Here is a 24703-nt window from a genome sequence, read left to right on the forward strand (position 1 = left end):
CTTGTCCTGAGGCGCGAACGGCCTATCTCTGTCAGTCATGCAGAACATACACGCGACCCCCCATGATCCAGTCGGCTGGCATGGAACGACGATCCTGTGCGTGCGACGTGGCGCAGAGGTGGCAATGGCCGGAGATGGGCAGGTGACGCTGGGCGCCACCGTCATCAAGGGCAATGCGCGCAAGGTCCGGCGGATCGGGCCGGCCGGCACCATCCTGGCCGGCTTTGCAGGCGCCACCGCGGATGCCTTTACCCTGCTGGAGCGGCTGGAGGCCAAGCTGGAGCGGTTTCCCAACCAGCTTGAGCGCGCCTGTGTCGAACTGGCCAAGGATTGGCGGACGGACCGCTATCTGCGCCGGCTGGAGGCGATGATGGCGGTGGCCGATCTGGAACGCTCCTTCACCCTGACCGGCAATGGCGACGTGCTGGAGCCCGAGGATGGCATCATCGCCATCGGTTCGGGCGGCAATTATGCGCTGTCGGCCGCGCGGGCGCTGGCGGAAGTGGACGGGATGTCGGCGGCCGAAATCGCGCGGCGGGCGATGCGCATTGCCGGCGAGATCTGTGTTTACACCAACCATTCGGTGATCCTCGAGACGCTGGGTGAAAAGGGGAGGGAGGACGCGTAATGGATATTCCCAACCATTCCCCGCGCGAGATCGTCTCGGAACTCGATCGCTTCATCATCGGCCAGGGCGATGCGAAGCGCGCGGTGGCCATTGCGCTGCGCAATCGCTGGCGGCGGGCGCAGTTGGCCGATGGCATGCGCGACGAGGTGGTGCCGAAGAACATCCTGATGATCGGGCCGACCGGCTGCGGCAAGACCGAGATCGCCCGACGGCTGGCGCGGCTGGCGCAGGCGCCGTTCCTGAAGGTCGAAGCCACCAAGTTCACCGAGGTCGGCTATGTGGGCCGCGATGTCGAGAGCATCGTGCGCGATCTGGTCGAGGTGTCGCTGAACATGCTGCGCGACCTGCGTCGCCGCGACGTGCAGGCGCGGGCCGAGCAGGAGGCCGAGAACCGGCTGGTCGATGCGCTGGTGGGCGAGGGGGCCTCGGCCGACACCAAGAACAAGTTCCGCCGCATGCTGCGCGCGGGCGAGCTGGAGGAGAAGGAGGTCGAGATTTCGGTCGCCGATGCCCAAGGCGGCCCCGGCATGGGCGAGATGCCCAACATGCAGCCCGGCACCGTCATCAATTTCTCCGACATGATGAAGGGGCTGATGAACCGCGTGCCCCAGCGCCGGCGCATGACCGTTTCGGCGGCGCGCGAGGCGCTGACCCGCGAGGAAGCGGACAAGATGCTGGACAATGACGCGCTGGTCGGCGAGGCCGTGGCGCATGCCCAGGATCATGGCATCGTGTTTCTCGACGAGATCGACAAGGTCTGCGCCCGGTCGTCGGAAAGCGGTTTCCGGGGCGGCGATGTCTCGCGCGAGGGCGTGCAGCGCGACCTGCTGCCGCTGATCGAGGGGACCACGGTTTCGACCAAATACGGGCCGGTGAAGACGGACCATATCCTGTTCATCGCCTCGGGCGCGTTCCATATCGCCAAGCCGTCGGACCTGCTGCCGGAATTGCAGGGGCGGCTGCCGATCCGCGTCGAACTCTCGCCGCTGACGCGCGAGGATCTGCGGCGCATCCTGACCGAGCCGGAACATTCGCTGCTGAAGCAATATACGGCGCTGCTGGGGACCGAGGGGCTGGATCTCGATTTCTCGGACGATGCGGTGGATGCGCTGGCGGAACTGGCCGCCGACATCAACGAGCGGGTCGAGAATATCGGCGCGCGGCGGCTGGCGACGGTGCTGGAAAGGCTGCTGGAGGATGTGTCCTTCACGGCGGCCGACCGATCGGGCCAGACCGTGCGGATTACCGCCGCCGATGTGCGCGACCGGGTGGAGCCGCTGGCCCGGAAGGGCGACCTCAGTCGCTTCATCCTCTGAGTTTGTGCCCGTAAACGCGCGCTGGTGGCGATCCGGCGCGCGTTTCCTGTGCTCTGATGCTCATGGCCCGTAAGGCCGCTCCGCTTCGGTGCTCGGAAACACACGACGGCCGTGCCGCTGCGCGGCATTCTCGCTCACCAGCCCACGTTTCCGGCCACAAACTTCGTGTTCGGGGCCCCATCGCGGGTCGCGGGTTTCTGGTGAGTGGGGATGTGGTTTAGTCTTTGCTCGCCCATTTGATTGTTTTTTGTCAGGTAGCCTTGATGACTGATCCTTTCGTCACGCCCCAGGACGCGACCGCCGCCGCCGCGATTGCCGCGATCGGTGAGGAGCTGGACCTCTTCGATGACTGGATGCAGCGTTACCAGTACATCATCGAACTGGGCCGCACGATGCCGCCCTTTCCCGCCGAATGGATGGATGATGCCCATCGCGTGCCCGGCTGCCAGAGCCAGGTCTGGCTGGAAATGACCGCGCGCGACGGCGTGCTGTTCTTTGCCGGAGCGTCGGACGCCGCCATCGTCTCGGGCCTGGTGGCGCTGCTGCTTCGGGTCTATTCGGGGCGGAGCGCGGAGGAAATCCTGGCGACCGATTCCGGTTTCCTGCGTGATCTGGGGCTGGTGCAGGCGCTGTCGACCAATCGCGGCAACGGGGTCGAGGCGATGGCGCGGGCCATCCGGCATGCGGCCGCCCAGGTCGGCGCGTAGACACGCGGCTGGCGGCGACCCGGTGCGTGTGCCGGGTCGTGTCGCGGTTCAGTCTTGCCCGGCTGGTTCGGCGTCGGCGTCGTACAGCACCTGCAGCACGACGCACCATGGATAGCGCGGGTCGTAGCTGTGGCCGGTGGCGTCGGCGAGTTTTCCGTCCGGCCCGACCGGGACGTGGGTCAGGGCCACCGTGTCGTCGACATTGCCGCCGATGATGCTGATCTGGCGGCCGAAGGGCTGTCCGTTCTGGCCGGTGGCGACCACGATGCCGCAATGGGCCGGGAAACCATATCGCGTCGGCAGGTCGGCGAAGCGGACCGACTTGCTCGCACCTCGGCCGACGCAGATCAGGTCGCCCAATGCCGGGGCGTAGGCGGCCGGGTCCTGCGCGCGGACGCCGCTTTCGGTGCCGGAGGCGGCGGCGTTGATATAGGTGGAATGGTTGGGCGAATAGGCGAAGCGGTCGTTGGCGCCGGCCACCCGCATGACGTAGGAAATGAAGGCCGCCGACCAGGCGAACATCCCGTCATGGACATAGTCGGTGATCGCGCCTTCGCCATTATGCTTGCCGGTCCAGGCGATCTCGGTTTCGCTCGGGTCCTGGCCGATCCACCAATACTCGCCCACCCGCTGCCACAGGCCGGGCATGCGTTCCGGCTTGACGCTTGCGCTGGCGGCCTCGGGGCGCTGTTCGGGGTCGTCGTCATCGACCGGCTGGCCGAACATCCGCCATTCCCGCATCGCGATCGCGGCCACGTCCTGGCGGGTGAAGGGTTCGAAATTGCGGTTGGCGAAGTCGGGGACATGCTCGTCCACCACCAGCGCGCCCTGGCCGGACGCGTATTGCGCCGATGGCGTGTGGGCCCGATGCGGGGAGGGATAATGCGGGGCGCAGGCGGCGAGGATCGCCAGGGGGGCCGTGAGGGTAATCGTGCGTGATGCCGTCATTGCGACCTTGCGCGACATTGCTTCGCTTCTCCATTCAGCGCGGGCCGGCTGTGTCGCGCGCACGACGCCGGCCCCTACCCATAGGACGCGACGCGCGGCGCGAAAAGAGGCGGCGTGGGGAAATGGAGCCATGCGACCGGGACCGTTCACGGAAAAGATAGCAATATGAAATGCTTTTTCATTGTCGCGCGACCGGTTCCGGCGCCCGATGTCACCTGACGGCTCGGCCGTCGCTTGCATACGAGGGAAAGACTTGGCCGGGGCGTGCATGCGCTCCGGTCCTTTTTGCGTTCTTTCCCGATCGCTGAGCCCGCTCCCCAGGGGAGCCGGGCAGGAAGGAGCATTTCATGCCGATGGAAACCATTGCCGTCTCGGGCATTCCCTTTCCGGTCTCGCGCATTGCGCTGGGCACATGGGCGATCGGTGGCTGGATGTGGGGTGGGGCGGATGACCGCCAGGCCATCGCCACGATCCACGAGGCGCTGGATCTGGGGATCAGCCTGATCGATACCGCGCCGGTCTATGGGTTCGGCCATTCGGAGGAAGTGGTGGGGCAGGCGCTGGACGGGCGGCGCGACAAGGTGGCCATCGCCACCAAGGTCGGGCTGGACTGGAAGGACGGCAAGCCGTTCCGCAACTGCTCCGCCGCGCGCATCCGGCAGGAAATCGAGGACTCGCTGCGTCGGCTGCGCACCGACCGGATCGACCTCTACCAGATCCATTGGCCCGACCCGTCGGTGGCGATCGACGAAACGGCACGGGTGCTGGAGGATCTGCATCGCGAGGGCAAGGTGCTGGCGCTGGGGGTGAGCAATTTCTCGGTCGCGCAGATGGAGCAGTTCAGCGCCGTAGCGCCGCTGGCTGCCGTGCAGCCGCCATACAATCTGTTCGAACGTGCGATCGAGGCCGATATCCTGCCGTGGTCGGTCGGGCATGGTCTGGCTGTGCTGGCCTATGGGCCGCTGTGCCGGGGGCTGCTGTCGGGCAAGATGAAGGCCGACAGTCATTTCGGGAGTGACGATCTGCGCAGTGCCGATCCGAAATTCCAGGCGCCGCGCTTTGCCCAGTATCTGGCGGCGGTTGCGGCGCTGGAGGCGTTTGCGAAGGAACGGTTCGGGCGGTCGGTACTGGCGCTGGCGATCCGCTGGGTGCTGGACCAGGGGCCGACCATCGCGCTGTGGGGGGCGCGCAAGCCCGAGCAGATCGCGGGGATTGATCAGGCGTGCGGTTGGACCCTGTCGGCGGAGGACAAGGCGGAGATCGACCGTATTCTGGCGACCCACATCACCGATCCGGTGGGGCCGGAATTCATGGCGCCACCGGGTGGTTGACAGGGAAACGTGTCAGAAGCACGTCTGCATCCGACATGGTGCGGACCACGCGGCCAGCCGGTGAGAGCGGCCTTGATGGCCGCGAGCATCGAAGCACAGGAAAATGCGCGTTGGATCGCCACCGGCGCGCATTTCCAAACAGGCTCTTAAACGTCGATGCGCTTTTCGCGCTTCGTAAGCAATCTTGCATAAGATATAAATATGCAAACAGAAAGTGCAATAAATGTGCTCCTGTTGTGGAAAAAATCCTTCCTCAAAAATCCAGAATAAATTGCATCCGTTAAGAAAGAAATAAATGAAAAATACATACATATTGACAATAATTTGTATTTTGTATTAGCTGACATAGCTAGGTCCTATCTTCTAAAGATAACTGACGATGTCATATTGTTAACGTTTCCAATCATCTGCCAAATCAAGGCTGGATATTGCGAAACAATACCAGTTTCAGCGGGTTCTAATCCCAATACGGACGCCATTCTCCATGAAACATAAGTGCCGTCGTCTAATAATACTACAACCGAAACCTGCGTCTATTTTGTTTTATTTAGCGTAAGTTTTTTTAGATATTAAGATATATGCACAATGTATTGTAGTAAAAGCAATGAAAATATTGCAACGCCCCAGTGGAATTTCGTAAAAAATTCATACTCCGCGAGGAAAATCTCCTATCTGTGATAATCTCCTTTATTGGGTGCAGAAGGGATAAAGAGAAGGAAGCAGGTCTTTCATATAGGGGCAGACCTGCCTGATCTTCCTATTGGGGTGCGAAACAGACGGCGAGGCTTCTGACACCCTGGGCGCCGCGGATGAGGACGCCCTGGATGTCGGCGGTGGCGGAGGGGCCGCTCATGAGGACGCCGTAGCGGGCGGTGTGGAATTCGGGGCGCAGGTAGGCGGTGTGCATGTTGGCCGTGATCTGCGCCGGGTCCAGCAGGACCACCATGTGCTGGGTCAGGTGGGCGATGGCGTTGAGGTGGAGCTGGGATTCGCTGAGGAAGATCGAGCCGGTCTCCGCGATGCCGAAGGCGGCGCGGACGATCGTGACGTCGACCGGTTCGGCGGATTGCGGGGTGGGCAGGTCTTCGATTTGTACGGTGCCGGTGGCTTCGGGTACCAGGGAGCAGATCATCAGGCCGGGTTTGGGGAAACGGCGGGCGATGGCCTGGTCGAGCGGTTCGTCGGGGTGGCAGTCCAGCATCGTGCCGCCCATCTGGGTCAGGCTGGCGCTGAACCGTTCCGGACTGGCGTCGGATTCACCCAGCAGGGCCGGGTCCGGCAGCGGGTGGGCGGCCGGGTCGGGGCTGTTGCGGCGCAGGGTGGCCAGGATGGTGTCGCGGGCGCTCATGGCGTGTTCTCCGCATTGTCGGTTTGGCCGGGCTTTGCCGCCGGGCGGTTGCGGCGGTACCAGCTATGGAAGGTTTCCTTGACCGGTTCGGGGAGTTCCCGGTTTTTGCCCCAGGGGTTCAGCCAGTTGTACAGCGCGAAGCGGGGCAGGGTGCCGAGTGCGGTTTCGGTGCCGGCGATGGCGGCGCGGTAGAGTTTGGGCTGGCCCATCAGCTTGCCGGCCATGTGCATGATCTCGCGCTTCACGAACGGCATCTGGTGGTGTTCGACCAGGACCTGCCGCCATTTGAAAAGCTGTTCGTGGATATTGATCTTGACCGGGCAGACATTGGTGCAACTGCCGTTGAGCGTCGAGGCGTAGGGCAGCGTGCTGTATTTGCGCTCGTTGAAGGTGGGGTCGATGATCGCGCCGATCGGGCCGGAATAGACCGCGCCGTAGGACAGGCCGCCCGAGCGGCGGTAGACCGGGCAGGTGTTCATGCACGCGCCGCAGCGGATGCATTTCAGCGAGGTCCAGAAATCGTCCATGCCCAGCCGGGCGGAGCGGCCGTTATCGACCAGGATGACGTGCATTTCGCCGCCATCCTGCGGGCCGCGGAAATGGCTGGTATATTGGGTAATGGGCGAGCCCAGGGCGCTGCGCGACAGCAGGCGGATGAACACACCCAGATCGGCCATGCGGGGCACGACGCGTTCGATGCCGATGGTGGCGATATGCACGCCCGGCACGGTGGCGCTGAGATCGGCATTGCCCTCGTTGGTGCAGACGACGAACGTGCCAGTTTCGGCCACGAAGAAATTGCCGCCGGTCATGCCTGCGTCGGCATGCAGGATGACCGGGCGCGCGGCCAGGCGCTGTGCCTCTGCCAGTTGGTGCGGATCGTCGGCGTCGGGATCGGTGCCGTAATGCCGGGCGAAGATCCGGGCCACGTCCTCGGTCAGTTTGTGGACCGATGGCACGACGATGTGACTGGGCAACTGGTCGTCGAGCTGCTGGATGCGTTCGCCCAGGTCGGTCTCGGTGACCGTGACGCCGCGCGCCGCCAGATAGGGGCGGAGGTCGCATTCCTCGGTTACCATCGACTTGCTCTTGATGAGCGTCCTGGCGCCGCGTGCGGCCAGGATTTCGGCGACGATGCGGTTATGCTCCGTGCCGTCGGCGGCCCAGTGGACGTGGATGCCGTTGCGTTTGGCGTTGCGTTCGAATTCTTCCAGATAATCGGCGAGGTTCGCCAGCGCGTGTTCCTTGATGGCGGAAGCCCGGCTGCGCAGGTCCTGCCATTCGGGCAGTACATGCATCTGGGCGTCGCGCTTCTGGCGCATGTCCCACAATCTTGCATCGTGGAAGTCCAGGTGCGGCTTGTCGGCGATGAAGGTGGCGGCGGCGCCCGCGTGGTTGATGGGCTTTTCCTTCATTGCCGGGCTCCGTTCAGGATTTCAGCGATGTGGATGAAGCGGATGTTCACGCCGGCGCGCTCGGCGCAGCCGCGCTGGTGCATCATGCAGGAGGAATCGGCCGACACGATATATTCGGCGCCCGCCTGGTGGTGGTCGCGGACCTTGTCGAGCCCCATGCGGGCGGACACGGCTTCCTCGGAGACGGAGAAGGTGCCGCCGAAGCCGCAGCATTCGTCGGGCCGGGCGGGGGTGGCGAAGCGGATGCCCTTGACGCCGGACAGCAGGGTCATGGGTTTGGAGAAGGCGGGTTCGCCCAGTTCCGACATGCTGGCGGTGCGGAGCGCGCGCAGGGACGAGCAGCTATTGTGCAGCCCGACCGTGTGGGGAAATTCCGCCCAGGGGAAATCGCGCACTTTCAGCACGTCGTGCAGGAATTCGACCAGCTCGTAGGTGTTGGCGCGGACGTGGCGCACGGCGTCGGTCTGTTCGATGGCGTCGAAATGCGCGCGGACGTGATGGGTGCAGCTTCCCGAGGGCATCACGATGGCGTCGAAGCCGGCGAACAGCCGCACGAACAGGGCCTCGGCCGCGGCGGAATCCGACACGCAGCCGGCGTTCGTCATCGGCTGGCCGCAGCAGGTCTGCTCCTGCGGGTAGGTGACGTCCTGGCCCAGCCGTTCCAGCAGTTCGAGCGTCGCGATGCCGACGCCGGGATAGAAGGCATCGACATAGCAGGGTACGAACAGGCCTATTTTCATTCGCATCGGGCTTTCCCCCTCGGCGCCGCCGCCCGCGCGGGCCGTCATGATGGGCCGTTTCCGGCCTTCTCGGTTCTTGGACCGACGATTGTTATAACAAGATGCGGGGGCGACTCAACCGGGGGATTTCTGGGGAGCTTGCCCCGGCGTCAGTCATTGTCGGGTCGGTCGCCGGCTGCGTTGCCGGTGATGCGTATCCAGGCGCCCTGGCTTTCCATGCAGACGGCGTATTGGGTCTTCAGGCGCTTGAACTGATTGCCGCTCCCGCCGCCGCCGCCGCCGCCGCTCGTCACCGTCGTGGTGCCGCTGGTGGCCGCGTTGACGGAGGCATTGGTCTGGCAGAAGGCGTCCGCGGCGTGATAGGCGTCGCTGTTGCGGTCCATGATCGCGCGGTAGCCGGAAACGGAACCGTAGATCGAATGTTCCTTGTGCGGGTGCGCCTGCGCCGGGCTGGCGAGGCCCATGCCCGTTCCGGCCAGCAGCAGAAGCAGGCGGCTTGCGTCGATGCGGAGGGTCATGGTCGAAATCCCTGTTTCTGCGGCCTCCGCCGGGAGGGCGCGCGCGCAGGATAGCAGCCCTGCTCGCCGGCTTACATTGACCGTCCGGCGGGGGCTCCCCATTATTTCGGGTAAGGGGCGCGCCTGCATGACGGGGCGCCGGGGCGCCGCCGGGCGGCGCGTCCGTTCGTTCGACATCGCGTCCAGCCAGGGAGAAGACGCAGAACCGTGAGTACCGATCCGTACGAGATCCTGGGCCTGTCGCGCACGGCCAGCCAGGACGACATCCGCAAGGCCTATCGCAAGCTGGCCAAGAAATATCATCCCGACCTCAACCCGGGTGACAAGGTGGCCGAGGAGAAATTCAAGGCGATCGGCTCGGCTCATGCGTTGCTGTCGGATGCCGACCAGCGTGCGCGTTTCGACCGTGGCGAGATCGATGCGGCGGGCCAGGAGCGTGGCTGGCCCGGCGGAGGGGGCGGTGGCTATCGCGACCATGCCGAGGGGGCGCAGGGGTTTCGCTATTCCGCCGGCGGGTTCTCCGAGGATGATCTGGGCGATGTCTTCGGGTCGATGTTCGGGCAGCGGGGTTTTCGCCGCCGGCCGCAGGGGCCGGCGCGGGGCGACGACCGGAATTTCTCGCTGACCGTCAGTTTCGAGGATGCGGTCAATGGCGGCACGTCGCGCGTGACCCTGCCGGGCGGCGGGACGCTGGATGTGAAGATCCCGCCCGGGATCGAGGACGGGCAGGTGATGCGCCTGCGCGGCAAGGGGGGCGAGGGCCATCAGGGCGGGCCGGCCGGTGATGCGCTGATCACCATCAGTGTTGCCCCCAGCCCGACCTATACCCGTGACGGCAACGATGTGCGCATGACGCTGCCCGTGGGCGTGAAGACCGCCGTGCTGGGCGGGCCGATCAAGGTGCCGACGCCGAGCGGGTCGGTGTCGATGAACGTTCCGGCCCATTCCGACAGCGGCAGCGTGCTGCGCCTGCGCGGCAAGGGCGTGAAGGCCCATGGCGGCCAGGAGGCCGGCAACCTGTACGTGACGTTGCAGGTCACGATCGGCCCCACGGACGCGGGGCTGGAGGACTTCCTGAAATCCTGGACCCCACCGGGCGAGGCGAAGGGGGGAGGTGCCGCATGATCACGATCGAGACCCTGTGCGTGCAGGTGGGCAATGTCAGCGCGGTCGATGTCCAGCACTGGATCGACAGCGCGTGGCTGCGGCCGGAGGGCGAGCCGGGGGCCTATGTCTTTCATGATATCGACGTGGCCCGGGCGCGGCTGATTGCCGAACTGACGGGGGATCTGGGAATCGGGGACGAGGGGATGCCGGTGGTGCTGTCCCTGCTGGACCAGCTTTATGATGCGCGGCGCCAGATGCTGCATCTGCGCGCGGTGCTGGACCGCCCCCAGGCGGGCGATCTGCGCACGCGCCTGGCCGCCCTGTTGGGCGTGCCGGAGGAAGGGCGGGGGTAGCTTCCTTTATCGGCGGACAGAAATTCTGGAGGCGGGGAAAAGAGAAGCTGGGACGGCCTGGTTAGCAATGCCTCAAGGTCGGCCGAGAGAGCGTGGCTGGACATGTGGGCTGGTGAGCGAGAGTGCCGCGTTAGCGGCACGGCCGGCGTGTGTCCGCGAGCACCGGAGCGGAGCGGCCTTGATGGCCGTGAGCACCGGCGCACAGCGGACGCGCGTCGGATCGCCACCAGCGCGCATTTCCAGCCACGCTCTCAGTCGTTGCGGCTGAGGGGGAGATTGGCGACCTGACCGGGCTTGGTGCCCTTGATGGTGAGGTTGGCGCTGTTGGCCGAGACCAGGCGGAATGTCACCAGCGGATCATGGCCGAGCGATTGCAGTTCGTCCTTGCCGTGGGGGGCCAGCGTGACCTGATGCGGCGCGTAGGTGTGCAGCTCGTCGGGCAGGGTGACCTGGACCTGATGGTGTGCGTCGGGCGCGCCGACCACGACCGGGGAGAGGCCCATGGCGGCCCACTGGCCCGTGAGCGGGCTGGCGGCGGCATGGGCCTGTGTCGCGGACAGGGCCAGCAGCGCGGCGGCAAGGGCGTGAAGGCGGGGCATGGCGTACTCTCCGGGTCTGTCTGTTTGTCTGTCTTGTCTTTCGCCGGACCTTACTGTGTCTGGTCGGTGTCCGACAGGGGGGCGGCCGCGGTGGTGGTGTGCAGCGTGGCGTTGGGCGGTTTGGGGTGGGCCACCAGCCGTTTCAGCCCGTCGAACAGGGTGCGCCATGACAGGCGGGGCCGGCAGCCGTCGGGGAGGACCATCGAGACGCTGGCCGTCATGCCCGCCGAGAGCGTCAGCCCCGCGGGCAGCGTGTCGATGTGGATGCGCACCGGAATGCGCTGGGCCAGCCTGACCCAGGTATAGACCGGATTGACCGAGGGCAGGCCCTGGGTCGAGCGCTCGGCATTGGTCGAGGAAATGCCGCGCGTGATGCTTTCCACATGGCCCCATAGCGGGGTCGGCACGCCCATCAGGTCGATGCGCATCAGGGCGCCGCGATAGAGGCCGCGCAGCCGCGTTTCCTCGAAATACCCGTCGACCCAGAAGGAATCGGCGTCGATCACCTGGATGTCGGACATGCCGGCGGTCGCGAAATCGCCGACACGCATCGTCAGGTTGGTGACGTAGCCGTTGACGGTGCTGTGGACCTGGGTGCGTTCCAGGTTGATGCGTGCCTGCGACAGGGCGGCCAGGGCTTCGGCATATTGGGCCTTGGCCTGCTCCGCCACGGCTTCGAACTGCTGCTTTTCCTCGGCCGAGGCGGAGGCCGAGGAGAGTTGCTGGCGGCGCTGATGCTGCGCCAGGCGGAGGGTCATGTCGGCCTGCCGTTCGTTGACGCGGGCCGTGGCCTGGGCGACCGCGACGCGGAAATCGAACGGGTCGATGGTGTACAGCACGTCGCCGCGATGGACGTACTGGTTGTCGGCGACGTGGATCTCCACGATCTGGCCCGATACGCGCGGCGCGATGTTGGCGACCTGGACGCGGACCTGGCCGTTCCGGGTCCAGGGGGCGGCGGTGTAGTATTGCCACAGCCCGAGCAGGACGATCGTGGCGACGGCCAGGATGGCCAGCGTGGTGGTCATCCGCATGACCATGCGGGCGCGTTCGAACACTATCGGACCCTTTTACAGAAGAAACACATACAGCCCGACCAGGCAGATCAGGATGCCGAATTCGACCAGCGGCACGTTCCACACCCGTTTCTGCACCATCCGGCTGGCCAGAAGCGGGCGCAGCAGCAGCAGGGTCAGGACCGCCAGCCCGGCATCGATCAGGAAGGAGGCGACCTCCACCCCGGCTATCGAGATAGTGGGTGTCATCGCGATGCCTCGGGCACGGGCAGGATGCCGTAATGGCGCAGGGCCCGGGCGTTGCGGTCCAGCAGGCGGGCCGCGCCGAACAGGCCGGATACTGCGCCGATCAGCGTTTCGCGGTCGGCCGGGGGCAGGGTGTCGGACGCTGCCAGCAGGTGGGCGGCCTGGTCCAGGATGGGGGTGCCGGCCTCGGCCAGGTTGAGGGTGCGCAGCATGTCCTGGGTCCGGGCGACCGGCTGGGCCACTGCCGGGATGGTGGCGGCGCGCATCAGGTGGCGGCGGGCCCGCGCCAGCGCGCCGTTGAGGTCGCCCAACGACACGATGCGGTCGAACACGCGCAGGGTGATGGGTTTCTGCGGCAGGTGGCCGGTCCAGGTGCGGGCCTGGAGCAGGCGGTCATATTGCCGGCTGATCAGGGCGGGGCTGGCGATGTCGCCCTGGCCGGTGAATTGGCGCCGCAGCGTCATGGACACCGCCATGGCGATGCGGAACCGCCGCCGCCGGGCCGACGGAGGAGCCAGCGTGAGCGCGAAGAACAGGATCACCGAAGAGAGCATGTAATAGAGATTGCGGTCGACGAACTGGGTCGGGTCGTAATTATGAAAATTGTCCAAGCCCAGCACGATGAAGAAGAAGACCCCGAAATTCAGCCCCACCGGCATCAGGCGCGGATGGATCAGCAGCAGGCAGCTGGCGAAGATGACCGGAGCCAGCATCAGCGAAAAGAAGATCATGCCCGAGCCATAGGGCAGGATGCGGGTATCGAGCACCAGGGCGCAGACGGTGGATAGCGGCACGCCGATCAGCGCCCCCATGCCGAAGGCACGGGTGTCGAAGGTGGTGATCGACAGGGTGAGGATGGTGGCGACCTGGAGCAGGGTCGTCGTCGTTCCCGGCAGGCCGCTGAGGATGCAGATCAGGGCGGCGACGGTGAAGCCGACCATGACCCGTGTGCCGTTCAGCAGGGCCAGCACCGGGTCCTGCTGGCGGGCGATGTGCACGTCCTGGGCGATACGGGGGGCGGCGCGGCCTTCTTCCAGCGTGTGGATGCCGTCCCGGACCCAGCGCCCGTAGGAGAGCAGGGCCATCGTGCGTTCGATCAGATAGGCTTCGGCCGGGGTCAGGGGCGGGGCGCCGGGTTCGAGGCGCAGCAGGTCTTCCAGTGCGCGGCTGGCTTCGTCCTCGTCGGCGAAAGGGGTGCCGTCGCCGAAGCGTTGGCGCACGCGGGCGAGGATGGTGGGCCGGACTTCCTGATCCATGCGCAGGACGCCGCTGATGGCGCGGCTGCATGAGATCATGTCCAGCATGGCCACCATGGCCGAGCGTGCGCCCGTCATGCGCAGCGCGCTGTCGGCCAGTTCGGTGCGGGCGAAGGAGACCTGGCTGGTCAGTGCCATGATGCGCCCCGCCAGCGACACCCAGGTGACGTCGTCGGGGGAAGCCTGCCCGTTGACGGCGTCGCGGGCGATCCGCTGCACCTCGGCGGCGCCGTGGCGCAGGCCGGTGGCCAGCCGGTGCCATGCGGTGGGCGAGCCCGTCACGTCATTGACGACCGCCACCGAGACGATGCCGATCATGATGGCCGAGACGCGGAAGATGGCGACGGTGAAGACATCCTCCGGGCGGTCGATGCAGCCGATGCCGATGATGGCGACGGTGTAGCCGGCCAGCAGCGCGCCATAGGCCCGGAAATCGCGCAACAGCGTGCCCACCACCACGCACAGGCCCAGCCACAGGGCGGCGCCGCCGAGGAACATCATGCGGTCCTGCCCGAAGAGTGCGATCAGCCCGATGGCCACCGTGGCGCCCGCCAGGGTGCCGGCCATGCGGTACAGCGCCTTGGACAGGATCTGCCCGCGCAGGGGCTGGGTCAGGATCATGACCGTGACGCCTGCGCTGGCGGGGGAGTCGATCTGCAGCCAGAAGGCCACGCCCAGTGCCAGCATGACGGCGGCCCAACTGCGCAGGCAGAAGGCGATGCTGCCCGGCGGCAGCCAGGCCGGGCGTGTGGCGGGCAGCCAGATCCAGCGCGCGAGGGCCGTCGCCATGCCCGTTCCGCCCTGTTCCATCGCCTTCATGGTCCTCCGTCTGCTCGCGCGGCGCGGACTATGGCGGTTGCGGACGCGCCATATATGTCCAGGTCGCGACAAACCGTATCAGAGGGCGGGTGCGGCGGGGATCGGAAATGTGCGAATGTGAAAAATACATGATGGGTGCATGAGAAATATCGTTATCGCATGCGCCCTCTGCGGCTTCGGGTGGTGACGATGGCTGGTATGCGCCGGTGGCATGTCCCTCTGGCCGTCCTTGCCGGATCGGGCGATAAGGGGGGATGCGCCTGCTTCACACGTCCGACTGGCAGATCGGCAAGGTTTTCCGCTTCGCCGACGATGATATCCTGCCCGTCCTGCAGCAGGAACGGCTGGAAGCGATCGGCCGGATCGGCCGTCTGGCCCGCGCCCAGGGGGCGGAATGCGTCGTGGTGGCGGGGGATATCTACGACCATCTGCGCCCCTCGGAGCGCACGCTGCGCCAGCCGGTGGAGCGGATGCGCCAGTTTCCCGACCTGCGCTGGCACCTGATTCCCGGCAACCATGATTTCAACGAGCGGGACGGGCTGTGGGAACGGCTGGCGCGGACCGGCCTGCCGGATCATATCGTGCCGCATCTGGCCCACGCGCCGGCGGCGCTGGATGCGGCGGGTACGGCGTGGCTGCTGCCCGCCGGATTGGGGCATCGGCATGTCATCGGCGACCCGACCGTCTGGATGGATGGCGCGGCCACGCCCGAGGGGGCGATCCGGGTCGGGCTGGCGCATGGTTCGGTGCGGAGTTTCGGGGAGGAGGCGCCGGGGCATAATCTGCTGGCCATCGATCGGGCGCGGCAGGCGGGGCTATCCTATCTCGCGCTTGGCGATTGGCATGGCGCCCAGCGGATCGATGCCCGCACCTGGTATTCGGGCACGCCGGAGGTCGATGGGTTCGACCTCGGCGGTGCGGGCGGGGGGCAGGCGCTGCTGGTGACGCTGGATGGGCCTCGGGCCGAACCGGTGGTCGAATCCCATGCGGTCGGGCGCTTTCGCTGGGCGCGGGCGCAGGCGGTGCTGACCTGTGCCGACGATATCGCGGCGCTGGAGGGGCGGCTGCGCGCGATCGATCCCGATGATCCCAGCCGGGTGCTGGTATGGCTGGCCGTGAGCGGGGCGCTGGGGCTGTCGGAGCTGGAAGGCTGGCAGGCGCGGATTGTGGACGGGCTGGGCTCGGCGTTGCGGTTGCTGCGAATCGATGGCGCGCCGGGGCTGGCGCCGTCGTCGGACGATCTGGATGCGTTCGGGCCGGGCGGCGCCGTGCGGGCCGCCGCCGAGACGCTGGCGCGGCAGGCCGGCGAGGGCGACGAGGCGGCGCGGGCGATCGCGGCGGCGGCGCTGCAACGGCTGTATCTGCTGGCGCGCGACGGGGCCGGGGGGATGGCATGACCGGTGGCATGATTCTGCGGGGGCTGGAGGTCGAGCGGGTTCGTCGGTTCGGCGATGCCGTGCGGCTGACGGGGCTGGGGCCGGGCATCAACCTGCTGGGGGCGCCGAACGAATTCGGCAAATCGACGCTGCTGGCGGCGTTGCGTGCGGTGTTTCTGCTGCCGCACGGGTCGAAGGCGCGGCCGATCGCGGAATTGCAGCCTTATGGCGGGCGGGGGGCGCCGCGTATCGCGGTTGATTTCACGCTCGACGGGGGCGACTGGCGGCTGGAGAAGCGCTTCATGCAGCGGGCTTTTGCCCGGCTGGAAGGGGGCGGCGAACGGCTGGATGGTGACGCGGCCGAGGCGCGGTTGCAGGATCTGCTGGGCGTGGAGGCGGGCAAGCGCGGCGCCGAGGCGATGGGGCTGCTGAATGCGCTGTGGGTGACGCAGGGGCAGAGCCTGGTGCAGCCCGACCTGTCGGACCCGGCGCGGGCCACTATCCGGTCGTGCTTGGAAGCCGATCTGGATGCCATGACCGGTGGGGATGCGGCGGGCCGGGTGCTGGCGCGGGTGACGGCCGACCTGGCCGTGCTGCTGGATGGGCGGGGGAATCCGCGCGGCCGCTTTCGTGCCGCGAAGGAAGGCGAACAGGAGGCGGCGGCCGAACTTGCGCGGTTGGAGACGCGGCGGCAGGGCCTGGAAGACGATCTGAACGCCATGGCGGATCTGCGCCGCCGGCTGGCGCATGAGGACGATGTCGACCGGCGGGAAAAGGAACGCGCCGATCTGGCTGAGGCGGGCCGGGTGCGTGACCGGTTGCGGGATTATGATGCCCGGTATCGGGCCGCGCGGGCGGTGCGCGACCATGCGGCGGCGCAATTGGCTGCCGTGCGGCAGGATCTGGCCGGGCGCGCGGCGTGGGAGCGTGATCTGGCGGCGGGAACGGCGCGGGTGGCGGAGTTGGAAGCCGCGTTGCAGGCGGCGCAGGGGGCGCATGATGCGGCAGGCGCGGCGCATGCTGCGCGGCTGGAGGCGGTGCGGGTGGCCGATGCCGGGCGCCAGATGGCACGCCGGGCGCTGGACCTGGCGGCGGGCCGGGTGGAGCGGGCGCGGCTGGTGCGTGAGCGGCGCGAGGCGGCGGCGGCGCTGGACCGGCTGGACGAGGCGGCGCGGGCTGTGACGCAGGCGGCGGCGGAACTGGATGCCTGCACGATCGACGATGCGCGGATGGGGGCGATCCGCAAGGCCGAGCGCGCGCTGGATGCGGCGCGGGCCGCCAGCCGGGCGCAGGCGACGACGCTGGATGTGACATTGGCCGATGGCGCGCGCGGGCGGCTGGTGCTGGATGGGCAGGCGCTGGAGAATGGCCGCATTGTGGTAACGGATAATGCCGTGTTGCGGATCGAGGGGATCGGCACCATCCGCATCGAACCGGCCAGCCATGGGCGCGACGCGTTGCGCGTGGAACTGATGGGGGCGGAAGAGGTGCTGCGCCGGGTGCTCGGGGCGGCTGGTTGCGCCGATATTGCCGCTGCCGAGGCGGCGCTGGCTGTGCGGCGGCAGGCGGAACTGGCCTTTCAGGCTGCGCGAACGGTGCTGGGCGGTCTGCTGGCCAGCGCCGATCAGGTGCCGGCGACGGCGATGGAGGCGGCCCGGCGGCGGCTTGCGGATCTGGATGTGCGCATCGCGCGGATCGGTGAGGCCGACGACGGGACGGATGACCCGCTGGCGGTGCTGGAGGCGGCCCGGCAGGCGATGGACGTGGCCGAGGCGCGGTACGATGCCGCGCATCGGGCGCTGCTTTCCCCCGACGAGACGATGCGTCGGGCGGCGGAGGATCTGGCACGCCTGCGGGCTGAATGGCAGGTGGCGCGGGATGGCGCGGCCCAGTTGGCGCGCGATCTGGAGGCCGCGCGGGCGGTGGAGGCGGATGAGGCGCTGTCTGCCCGGCTGGCGGCCGGGCATGAAGCCGCCGAAAGGGCGGAGCAGGCGCTGGTGCGTATCGAGGAGACGCGGCCCGAAGGGACGGAGGCGCTGGCCGATGCCACGATCCAGCGGCTGGAGCGCACGATTCAGGACGGCCATGCGCGCCTGGCGGCACTGCGGCAGGAGATGGCAGCGCGCGAGGCCCGCATTCGCGTGGCGGAGGGCGATGGGCTGGACGAGCGCATTGCGGCGCAGGAGCGGCTGCGGGCGGCCCATGCCGCGGAGGATGCGGCCTGCGCGCGGGAGGTTGCGATCCTGCAATGCCTGCGCGATGCGGTGGCGGCGGCGGAGCGGGCGGCGACCGAGCGTTATCTGGCGCCGCTGGCCCGCGCGATCCAGCCGGCGTTGGGGGCGCTGTTTCCGCGCGCGGTGGCGACCGTGGAGCCGGATTTCAGTATTTCGGCGCTGTCGCGGCGGATTGACGAGCCGTTCGCGACTCTGTCGGATGGCACGCGCGAGCAGATTGCGGTGCTGGCGCGGCTGGGGCTGGCCGATCTGATGCAGGCGCGGGGGCGGCCGGCGATGCTGGTGCTGGACGATGCCCTGACCTATGCCGATTCGGGGCGGCTGGATCGGATGTTCGACATTCTGACCGAGGCGGCCGGCCGGTTGCAGATCCTGATCCTGACCTGCCGGACGGAGCTGTTTACCGGGTTGGGGGCAAGGCGGCTGGCGGTCGAGCCGGTCGGTGCGGAGATTGCGGAAGGCCATTGACGCCGTTTCCGGCGATGGAGGAACATGCCGCCATGTCAAAGCTGGATCATACCCGCCCCTTCCTGCCTGTCCGCATTGCGGTGATGACCGTATCGGACACGCGTACCCTGGAAACCGATACCTCCGGCACGTTGCTGGCCGAGCGGATTGTTGCCGCCGGGCATCATCTGGCGGCGCGCAGCATCGAGCCGGATGATGTCGATCACATCACCGGTTGCCTGAAGGAATGGATCGCCGATCCCGAGATCGACGTCATTATCTCGACCGGCGGCACCGGCGTGACCGGTCGCGATGTGACGCCCGAGGCCTATGAGCAGGTGCTGGAGAAGCGCATCGAGGGGTTCGGCGAGCTGTTCCGCATGCTGTCGTACCAGAAGATCGGGACCTCCACGATCCAGTCGCGGGCGCTGGCCGGGGTGGCTAGAGGGACCTATCTGTTCGCGCTGCCGGGGTCGAGCGGTGCCGTGAAGGATGGCTGGGACGATATTCTGGTCTGGCAGCTCGACAGCCGGCATCGGCCCTGCAATTTCGTGGAGCTGATGCCGCGCCTGCGCGAGCATCTGCCGGCTTCGCACGACTGAACGACGACCACGGAAAAGGGAACGCGATCCATGAGCGCGAAGAAATTGCTGCTTCTGGCGGGCGACTATGTCGAGGATTACGAGATCATGGTCCCGTATCAGGCGCTGTCGATGCTGGGCTTTACGGTCGATGCCGTCTGTCCGGGCAAGAAGGCGGGCGAGCATGTGCTGACGGCGATTCACGATTTCGAAGGGGCGCAGACCTATAGCGAGAAACCGGGGCATCGTTTCGCTCTGACGGCGGATTTTGAGGGGGTCAACGCGGCGGATTATGCCGGGCTGGTGATTCCGGGTGGCCGGGCGCCGGAATATCTGCGGCTGGACCAGCGGGTGATCGATCTGGTGCGCGCCTTTGCCGGCCGGCCGGTTGCTGCCGTGTGCCATGGGGCCCAGTTGCTGGCTGCCGCAAGGGTGATCGAGGGGCGTACCGTGTCGGCCTATCCGGCCTGCCGTCCGGAGGTTGAACTGGCGGGCGGGATTTATGCCGATATCGCGGTCGATGACGCGGTGACCGATGGATGGCTGGTCACGGCGCCGGCCTGGCCGGCGCATCCGCGCTGGCTGGCACAGTTTATTGCCGTGCTGGGGGTGGGCGTCACGATCTGATCGCCTTGGGGCCGCCCATGTCGGCTGGCGGCATTGGCATGGGCGGATAGCTGTGCATCATGGACAGGCAAGGGCGGCGTTCCGGCCGCCCGATCATGTCTGGGAGAATTCCGTCTTGCGCACCCGTCATCTTCTGGCCCGCTCGGCGCTGGCCGTTGCGATCGCCACCGGCTTTGCCTCCGCCTCGTTCTGCGGCCCGCAGGCGTTCGCGGCCTCCCCGCCTTCGGCCACCACGCCGCTGAAGCTGAAATCGCTGGTCATTACCGGGAACAAGCAGGTCTCGACCGACGAGATCCTGGCCGCCCTGCCGTTCCATCAGGGTGATACCGTGACCCGGGACCAGATTACCGCCGGCGCGCAGGACGTGATGGGCGTGTATCAGAAGAAGAATGTGGGCCTGAAATTCGGCCAGAAGATGAAATTCGCCGGTGCCGCCGTCTATGTCGAATGGGCGATCGAGGAACAGGCGCCGGAGGTGGTGCAGACCGCGCTGGTGGTCGACAAGATCGTCTTCGAGGGGAACAAGAAGCTGTCTGCCGCCGACCTGACGGCCGCGACGAAGCTGCGTCCCGGCTCGACGATCGATCAGGCGGCGATGGCGGCCGATCAGCAGGCGGTGCAGAAGGCTTATCAGGACCATGGTGTCGGCGCGGCGATCCAGGTGGTGCCGTCGCAGCCGGCTGGGGATAACCATGTGGTGCTGACGTATCAGATTACCGAGAAATAAAGGTGATGGACGCGGGGCGGGGCTGTTGGCCGCGCTTCGCGTCTTTTTTTGGTAGGGCCGTGGCTTGGGCGGGCGGTTTCTCTTGAACGGGCTCTTTGCATTGCGGTTGCTCGGTCCTCATTTATGACGCTGTGCGTCCATAAGACGTTCCGATAACTATATGGAATGCGCCTGAACGCTCTGGTTTGAGGGCCGTTCAGATGAATGGGGCGTTTGGCAGGCCCGTTCTATGAATCCTTTATGACATTGCCTGTCTGCTGCTTCGTTCCGTGCGTGGGAATGCGAAACTGTCGAGATCGTTCATCCTGGCCCGGAGCATCTCTTTCATGTTTCAGATCAACCGACGTTCCTTTCTTTCCCTGACGGGTGGGTTTGCGTTGGCCAGTGCCACCAGCGCGCGGGCGGCGGCGCCGAACCGTCCGCCGATGCGTGCGCATGAGCCATTTACCTTTCTGTTCATCACCGACACGCACCTTCAGCCGGAGCTGAACGCGCAGGTTGGATGTCATGCGGCTTTCGTCAAAGCACGTGGTGTTCCAGCGGATTTCGCCATTCAGGGCGGTGACCATGTTTTCGACGCGCTTGGCGTCAATGCCTCGCGCGCCACGATGCTGCTGGACCTTTACAAGCGTACCGCCGACGATCTGATGCTGCCGGTTCATCATACGATCGGCAATCACGACTGCTTTGGCGTCTATACGAAGAGCGGCGCCGAACCGACCGACCCGATGTATGGCAAGAAGTATTTCGAGGATAATTTCGGCCGTCTTTATTATTCATTCGACCATAAGGGCGTGCATGTCGTCGTGCTCGATTCCATCGGGATCACGGCGGATCGCTCATATGAGGGACGGATCGATGCCCCGCAGATTGCGTGGCTGGCCAATGATCTTGCCGCGCAGCCTGAAGGCACGCCGATTATCGTGGTGACGCATATTCCGCTCGTCACCGCCGTCGAGGACTATGCGGCCCCGCCTGCGACGCCTGCGAAGCATCACGCGCTGAGCGTCGTCAACGCTTACGAGGTTCTTCCCCTGTTCGATCGCTATAATGTCATCGGTGTATTTCAGGGGCATACGCATATTCTGGAGCGTATCGACTGGCACGGCGTGCCCTACATTACCGGCGGTGCCGTCTCCGGCAACTGGTGGCATGGCACGCGTTACGGAACTCCGGAGGGGTTCATGGTGGTGAATGTTGCGAATGGGGCTGTGACGACGCGATATGAGACATATGGCTTTCGGAGTGTCGATCCGCAGAATACGTGAGGAAAGTGGGGGGACTCAGAGTCGGGTGTGGGAGCGGCTGATTGACTTGCGTTTGGAGCGGGTATGTTCGCATTGCAAGCGTGTCCGCTTTCGCTTCCGTTAAGACATTTCGGCTTATTATGTATTTTCTCCGAAGCGGACATTTTCCTACTTGCGCGACTTCGTCCAAACGAGTGGATATCCATAACCAATTCATTAAATTCGAAAAAAGAGCGGCAGAAATATTTATATAACTTATTCTCTCGAACGCAGTTAAGGCTAGCTGCTGAACGAAGAGTACCTGATGATCCAGACCCTCGCCACCGCTGCCGGCACTGATGAAAGTCTTGATGTCCGCAGACTCAATCGGGCGTTGTTCGCCTTATGCGTACTCAACTTCTTCATGGCGGATGTTCAGGCGGGCATAGGTCCCTTTCTGGGCGTTTTCCTTCAGCGTCACGGCTGGCAAACGGGGCCGATCGGAACCATCATGAGTGCGGGAGGCATTGTGGGAATGCTCGCCACCATTCCCGCGGGGGCGCTGATTGATCACACGACGAAAAAGCGGCTGCTCGTCATTGTGGCGGCGCTCTGCACGATTTCTGCCTCTCTTCTTTTGCTGAGTTCGCAATCGGTGCCGGTCGTCACGGTCAGTCAGCTTGCAACCGCTTTGGCTGGAGCCGGGATCGGCCCTCTGATGGCGGGAATAACGCTTGGGATCGTGCGCCAGAAGGGCTTCAACACACAGATCGGTCGTAACCAGGCCTGGAACCATGCCGGCAATATGGTCGGGGCCGGACTTTCCGGCTGGCTGGGGTGGCAGTTTGGCCTCTCAGCGATCTTCTGCCTCGAAGTGGCTTTCGGCTTGTTCGCCATTTCTGCTGTGTTCATGATCCCGGAAAAATCCATCGATCATAAGGCAGCGCGCGGGCTGGACGGTACCGTAGATCATGATGAGAGGAAGGCCGAGGGCCTACAGTCATTTCTACGACATAAGCCTCTCCTTATCCTGGCGATCTGTCTGTGCTTCTTCCATCTGGGCAACGCAGCGATGTTGCCCCTATACGGCATGGCAGTCGTCAGTGCAGGCAAAGGCAATCCGGCCATGTTCACGGCGATGACCGTGATGGTCGCACAGGCCGTGATGATCGTCGTCAGTCTTCTGGCGATGCGCTTCATCAGGGACCGTGGCTACTGGATCGTCCTGCTCATATCGTTTGCCGCCCTGCCATTTCGTGGTCTGATTGCGGGTAGTTTCATCCAGCATTGGGGCGTGTGGCCGGTGCAGATCCTCGATGGTATCGGTGCGGGGCTTCAGAGTGTCGCCGTGCCGGGTCTGGTGGCCAGGCTTCTGAACGGAACCGGACGGATCAATGTCGGACAGGGTGTTGTCATGACCGCGCAGGGAATTGGAGCAAGCCTTTCTCCTGCGCTGGGAGGATGGCTTGCTGAGGATCTTGGATACCCTGCGGCATTCTACATTCTGGGCTGCTTTGCCATCGTATCGCTAGGCCTCTGGATAGGATCCGCATCGACCGTGCGTTCTGCCGACCGGGCGCCTGCATGACCTTTCATCATGAAGCGATCTGGGCGATCGCCATCCTGGCAACAGCTGGAGTCATCATCCGGCCGCTTCGGGTCCCGGAGTGGGTATGGGCAGTCATAGGAGCCGTACTCCTCGTGCTGACGGGACTGATCCCTCTTTCCATGGCGGGTGCCGGCCTCCTGAAAGGTGGCGATGTCTATCTGTTTCTGATTGGCATGATGCTGCTCAGTGAAACGGCACGCGCAAACGGGCTGTTCGACTGGATAGCAACCTGGGCGGTCAATCATGCCGCGGGTTCGACGGTAAAGCTGTTCACACTGGTCTATCTGGCGGGTGTCGTGGTGACGACTTTCATGTCCAATGATGCGACGGCCGTTGTACTGACACCTGCAGTGTTCGCAGCAGCGACCAAGGCAAAAGCTGATCCACTTCCACTGTTGTTTGCCTGTGCACTCGTTGCCAATGCGGCAAGCTTTGTCCTGCCCGTCTCTAATCCAGCAAACCTGGTTCTGTATGACGGCGCACTCCCAGCCCTGGGATCATGGATGGTATCATTCGCGCTACCGTCGCTCTTGGCGATCGTGACGACTTATCTGGTTTTGCGTGGCATGGAACGGACACACCTGCGTCAGGAATGTGCCTCTCAGGTTGAGACCATCCCGTTGACACTGGGAGGCAAGGCGGCTTTTGGCGGGATCGTGTTGACCGCGCTCCTGCTTGTGACGGTGTCCGCATTTGACCGGCCTCTCGGCTTGCCAACAGCGCTTGCCGGCATTGGGACAGCTTTGGGCGTGTCTGCGCTGGCACGACGATCACCAATTGCGCTCATGCGGGATATTTCATGGGGTGTTCTGCCGCTGGTGGGTGGGCTGTTCGTTTTGGTGGCCGCCGTCGAAAGTACTGGGCTGGTCGGGGAGATTGCCCGCCTGCTTCAGCACACCGCCAACGCCAATCCTGTAACCGCTGCCTGGGGCGCGGGTACCCTTTTGGCCTTCATGTCCAACATCATGAACAACCTGCCTGCCGGATTGATCGCCAGTGAGGCAGTCGCGCAAGCTCATGTACCGCGACTGGTGATTGATAACCTCCTGATCGGTGTGGATCTTGGCCCAAATCTTTCCGTAACAGGATCTCTGGCCACAATTCTCTGGTTGCAGGTGATCCGTCGCGGGGGCGAGGACGTTGGGTTTCTACAGTTTCTAAAAATAGGCGCCGTAGCCATGCCGGTTGCGCTCTTTACAGCTCTTGGTGCACGATTTTTAGTCGGGTGAGCGGTCTGTGCGATACTTGCAGCGATTTTCCAGAAGAGGTTCCAGTCTCAGAATTGTCCGTTGATAAAATTTATTTTTCGCCGAAATCCATGAATAGATGCGCTTGCTATCTGTTAAGTAATATCTGTTCCGCGAAAAAAAAGGGATATAGATTTTTCGCCGACTTCGACTGCGTTAAAGTCAGTTCTTCTAGGCTCTGTTAGATCTTGTAGGTTATTCCTATATATGAGGAATGACTGAAAGCAATGCGACACAGATTTTCACCGACGAAGCGTGGGCGGTTTGGGAGCCACTGATCGA

At 65.1% G+C, this 24703-nt stretch carries 23 protein-coding genes; 14 read left to right on the forward strand and 9 right to left on the reverse strand.

Translation table 11 applies throughout. The features are described from left to right. The first annotated feature begins 37 nt into the window (after window positions 1-37). The 3 genes from hslV (at window position 38) to HLH29_RS02450 (ending at window position 2651) form a co-directional block, all read left to right on the forward strand. On the forward strand, window positions 38-628 hold the full coding sequence (gene hslV / locus HLH29_RS02440) for an ATP-dependent protease subunit HslV (RefSeq protein WP_182964410.1): 591 nt from the start codon (window positions 38-40) through the stop codon (window positions 626-628). Then, window positions 628-1944: an ATP-dependent protease ATPase subunit HslU gene (gene hslU, locus HLH29_RS02445; RefSeq protein WP_182964411.1), complete on the forward strand. Its 1317-nt coding sequence runs from the start codon at window positions 628-630 to the stop codon at window positions 1942-1944. The genes hslV and hslU overlap by 1 nt, the downstream gene beginning before the upstream one ends. Window positions 1945-2207: 263 nt before the next feature. Beyond that, a complete protein-coding gene (locus HLH29_RS02450; RefSeq protein ID WP_182964412.1) occupies window positions 2208-2651 on the forward strand; it encodes a SufE family protein in 444 nt (147 codons plus the stop codon). Between the two features lie 48 nt (window positions 2652-2699). Here HLH29_RS02450 and HLH29_RS02455 read toward each other — a convergent pair whose 3' ends face one another. After that, window positions 2700-3617 (reverse strand): DUF2272 domain-containing protein, encoded by a 918-nt coding sequence (locus HLH29_RS02455; RefSeq protein ID WP_182964413.1) that lies wholly within the window; start codon window positions 3615-3617, stop codon window positions 2700-2702. Between the two features lie 329 nt (window positions 3618-3946). On the opposite strand from HLH29_RS02455, the gene HLH29_RS02460 reads away from it, so the two are divergent. Next, window positions 3947-4930, forward strand: coding sequence for an aldo/keto reductase (locus tag HLH29_RS02460; protein WP_182964414.1), 984 nt, complete (start codon window positions 3947-3949; stop codon window positions 4928-4930). Window positions 4931-5687: 757 nt separating this feature from the next. On the opposite strand, the gene HLH29_RS02465 is transcribed toward HLH29_RS02460, so the two are convergent. The 4 genes from HLH29_RS02465 to HLH29_RS02480 form a co-directional block, all read right to left on the reverse strand. Further along, on the reverse strand, window positions 5688-6278 hold the full coding sequence (locus HLH29_RS02465) for a LutC/YkgG family protein (protein ID WP_182964415.1): 591 nt from the start codon (window positions 6276-6278) through the stop codon (window positions 5688-5690). Then, entirely contained in the window at window positions 6275-7693 is a 1419-nt protein-coding gene (locus HLH29_RS02470) for a lactate utilization protein B (RefSeq protein WP_182964416.1), read from the reverse strand. The genes HLH29_RS02465 and HLH29_RS02470 overlap by 4 nt, the downstream gene beginning before the upstream one ends. Further along, window positions 7690-8433: a (Fe-S)-binding protein gene (locus HLH29_RS02475; protein ID WP_182964458.1), complete on the reverse strand. Its 744-nt coding sequence runs from the start codon at window positions 8431-8433 to the stop codon at window positions 7690-7692. The genes HLH29_RS02470 and HLH29_RS02475 overlap by 4 nt, the downstream gene beginning before the upstream one ends. 149 nt (window positions 8434-8582) lie before the next feature. After that, window positions 8583-8951 carry a hypothetical protein gene (locus HLH29_RS02480; protein WP_182964417.1) on the reverse strand — a complete coding sequence of 123 codons (369 nt, stop codon included), beginning with the start codon at window positions 8949-8951 and terminating at the stop codon, window positions 8583-8585. Window positions 8952-9158: 207 nt separating this feature from the next. On the opposite strand from HLH29_RS02480, the gene HLH29_RS02485 reads away from it, so the two are divergent. Next, window positions 9159-10076, forward strand: coding sequence for a DnaJ C-terminal domain-containing protein (locus HLH29_RS02485; RefSeq protein WP_182964418.1), 918 nt, complete (start codon window positions 9159-9161; stop codon window positions 10074-10076). Continuing rightward, window positions 10073-10411: a chaperone modulator CbpM gene (locus HLH29_RS02490; RefSeq protein ID WP_182964419.1), complete on the forward strand. Its 339-nt coding sequence runs from the start codon at window positions 10073-10075 to the stop codon at window positions 10409-10411. Before HLH29_RS02485 ends, HLH29_RS02490 begins: the two co-directional genes overlap by 4 nt. A 251-nt stretch (window positions 10412-10662) precedes the next feature. Here the strand turns inward: HLH29_RS02490 and HLH29_RS02495 are convergent, their stop codons facing one another. From HLH29_RS02495 to HLH29_RS02510, 4 genes are read right to left on the reverse strand one after another with little or no spacing between them, the layout of a single operon-like run. Then, on the reverse strand, window positions 10663-11010 hold the full coding sequence (locus HLH29_RS02495; RefSeq protein WP_182964420.1) for a hypothetical protein: 348 nt from the start codon (window positions 11008-11010) through the stop codon (window positions 10663-10665). Window positions 11011-11060: 50 nt separating this feature from the next. Next, complete coding sequence (locus HLH29_RS02500) at window positions 11061-12068, reverse strand: biotin/lipoyl-binding protein (RefSeq protein ID WP_182964421.1); 1008 nt, start codon at window positions 12066-12068, stop codon at window positions 11061-11063. 12 nt (window positions 12069-12080) lie between these two features. After that, window positions 12081-12275, reverse strand: coding sequence for a DUF1656 domain-containing protein (locus HLH29_RS02505; RefSeq protein WP_182964422.1), 195 nt, complete (start codon window positions 12273-12275; stop codon window positions 12081-12083). Then, on the reverse strand, window positions 12272-14347 hold the full coding sequence (locus tag HLH29_RS02510; protein ID WP_182964423.1) for an FUSC family protein: 2076 nt from the start codon (window positions 14345-14347) through the stop codon (window positions 12272-12274). The genes HLH29_RS02505 and HLH29_RS02510 overlap by 4 nt, the downstream gene beginning before the upstream one ends. A 254-nt stretch (window positions 14348-14601) precedes the next feature. On the opposite strand from HLH29_RS02510, the gene HLH29_RS02515 reads away from it, so the two are divergent. The 8 genes from HLH29_RS02515 (at window position 14602) to HLH29_RS02550 (ending at window position 24403) form a co-directional block, all read left to right on the forward strand. Further along, window positions 14602-15744: a metallophosphoesterase family protein gene (locus HLH29_RS02515; RefSeq protein ID WP_182964424.1), complete on the forward strand. Its 1143-nt coding sequence runs from the start codon at window positions 14602-14604 to the stop codon at window positions 15742-15744. Further along, complete coding sequence (locus HLH29_RS02520) at window positions 15741-18425, forward strand: AAA family ATPase (protein WP_182964425.1); 2685 nt, start codon at window positions 15741-15743, stop codon at window positions 18423-18425. The genes HLH29_RS02515 and HLH29_RS02520 overlap by 4 nt, the downstream gene beginning before the upstream one ends. Window positions 18426-18439: 14 nt before the next feature. Then, the gene (gene moaB / locus HLH29_RS02525; protein WP_408871934.1) at window positions 18440-19006 is read left to right on the forward strand and encodes a molybdenum cofactor biosynthesis protein B; all 567 of its coding nucleotides are present in this window, start codon (window positions 18440-18442) and stop codon (window positions 19004-19006) included. Window positions 19007-19036: 30 nt separating this feature from the next. Then, the gene (locus tag HLH29_RS02530) at window positions 19037-19612 is read left to right on the forward strand and encodes a DJ-1/PfpI family protein (protein WP_182964427.1); all 576 of its coding nucleotides are present in this window, start codon (window positions 19037-19039) and stop codon (window positions 19610-19612) included. Window positions 19613-19727: 115 nt separating this feature from the next. After that, window positions 19728-20339: a POTRA domain-containing protein gene (locus tag HLH29_RS02535; RefSeq protein WP_246373663.1), complete on the forward strand. Its 612-nt coding sequence runs from the start codon at window positions 19728-19730 to the stop codon at window positions 20337-20339. 326 nt (window positions 20340-20665) lie between these two features. Next, window positions 20666-21607, forward strand: a complete 942-nt coding sequence (locus tag HLH29_RS02540) for a metallophosphoesterase family protein (protein ID WP_182964429.1) — start codon at window positions 20666-20668, stop codon at window positions 21605-21607. A gap of 283 nt (window positions 21608-21890) precedes the next feature. Next, a complete protein-coding gene (locus tag HLH29_RS02545; protein WP_182964430.1) occupies window positions 21891-23153 on the forward strand; it encodes an MFS transporter in 1263 nt (420 codons plus the stop codon). Next, window positions 23150-24403 (forward strand): arsenic transporter, encoded by a 1254-nt coding sequence (locus HLH29_RS02550; protein ID WP_182964431.1) that lies wholly within the window; start codon window positions 23150-23152, stop codon window positions 24401-24403. Before HLH29_RS02545 ends, HLH29_RS02550 begins: the two co-directional genes overlap by 4 nt. Window positions 24404-24703 lie beyond the last annotated feature (300 nt).

Origin of the sequence: Gluconacetobacter tumulicola (assembly GCF_014174215.1) — a bacterium.
GTDB lineage: Bacteria > Pseudomonadota > Alphaproteobacteria > Acetobacterales > Acetobacteraceae > Gluconacetobacter > Gluconacetobacter tumulicola.

Bases quoted from the DNA above. Each gene is read 5' to 3' on its own strand.
- hslV (WP_182964410.1), top strand. From the start codon at position 38: ATGCAGAACATACACGCGACCCCCCATGATCCAGTCGGCTGGCATGGA.
- hslU (WP_182964411.1), top strand. From the start codon at position 628: ATGGATATTCCCAACCATTCCCCGCGCGAGATCGTCTCGGAACTCGAT.
- HLH29_RS02450 (WP_182964412.1), top strand. From the start codon at position 2,208: ATGACTGATCCTTTCGTCACGCCCCAGGACGCGACCGCCGCCGCCGCG.
- HLH29_RS02455 (WP_182964413.1), bottom strand. From the start codon at position 3,617: ATGTCGCGCAAGGTCGCAATGACGGCATCACGCACGATTACCCTCACG.
- HLH29_RS02460 (WP_182964414.1), top strand. From the start codon at position 3,947: ATGCCGATGGAAACCATTGCCGTCTCGGGCATTCCCTTTCCGGTCTCG.
- HLH29_RS02465 (WP_182964415.1), bottom strand. From the start codon at position 6,278: ATGAGCGCCCGCGACACCATCCTGGCCACCCTGCGCCGCAACAGCCCC.
- HLH29_RS02470 (WP_182964416.1), bottom strand. From the start codon at position 7,693: ATGAAGGAAAAGCCCATCAACCACGCGGGCGCCGCCGCCACCTTCATC.
- HLH29_RS02475 (WP_182964458.1), bottom strand. From the start codon at position 8,433: ATGAAAATAGGCCTGTTCGTACCCTGCTATGTCGATGCCTTCTATCCC.
- HLH29_RS02480 (WP_182964417.1), bottom strand. From the start codon at position 8,951: ATGACCCTCCGCATCGACGCAAGCCGCCTGCTTCTGCTGCTGGCCGGA.
- HLH29_RS02490 (WP_182964419.1), top strand. From the start codon at position 10,073: ATGATCACGATCGAGACCCTGTGCGTGCAGGTGGGCAATGTCAGCGCG.
- HLH29_RS02495 (WP_182964420.1), bottom strand. From the start codon at position 11,010: ATGCCCCGCCTTCACGCCCTTGCCGCCGCGCTGCTGGCCCTGTCCGCG.
- HLH29_RS02505 (WP_182964422.1), bottom strand. From the start codon at position 12,275: ATGACACCCACTATCTCGATAGCCGGGGTGGAGGTCGCCTCCTTCCTG.
- HLH29_RS02510 (WP_182964423.1), bottom strand. From the start codon at position 14,347: ATGAAGGCGATGGAACAGGGCGGAACGGGCATGGCGACGGCCCTCGCG.
- HLH29_RS02515 (WP_182964424.1), top strand. From the start codon at position 14,602: ATGCGCCTGCTTCACACGTCCGACTGGCAGATCGGCAAGGTTTTCCGC.
- HLH29_RS02520 (WP_182964425.1), top strand. From the start codon at position 15,741: ATGACCGGTGGCATGATTCTGCGGGGGCTGGAGGTCGAGCGGGTTCGT.
- moaB (WP_408871934.1), top strand. From the start codon at position 18,440: ATGGAGGAACATGCCGCCATGTCAAAGCTGGATCATACCCGCCCCTTC.
- HLH29_RS02530 (WP_182964427.1), top strand. From the start codon at position 19,037: ATGAGCGCGAAGAAATTGCTGCTTCTGGCGGGCGACTATGTCGAGGAT.
- HLH29_RS02540 (WP_182964429.1), top strand. From the start codon at position 20,666: ATGTTTCAGATCAACCGACGTTCCTTTCTTTCCCTGACGGGTGGGTTT.
- HLH29_RS02545 (WP_182964430.1), top strand. From the start codon at position 21,891: ATGATCCAGACCCTCGCCACCGCTGCCGGCACTGATGAAAGTCTTGAT.
- HLH29_RS02550 (WP_182964431.1), top strand. From the start codon at position 23,150: ATGACCTTTCATCATGAAGCGATCTGGGCGATCGCCATCCTGGCAACA.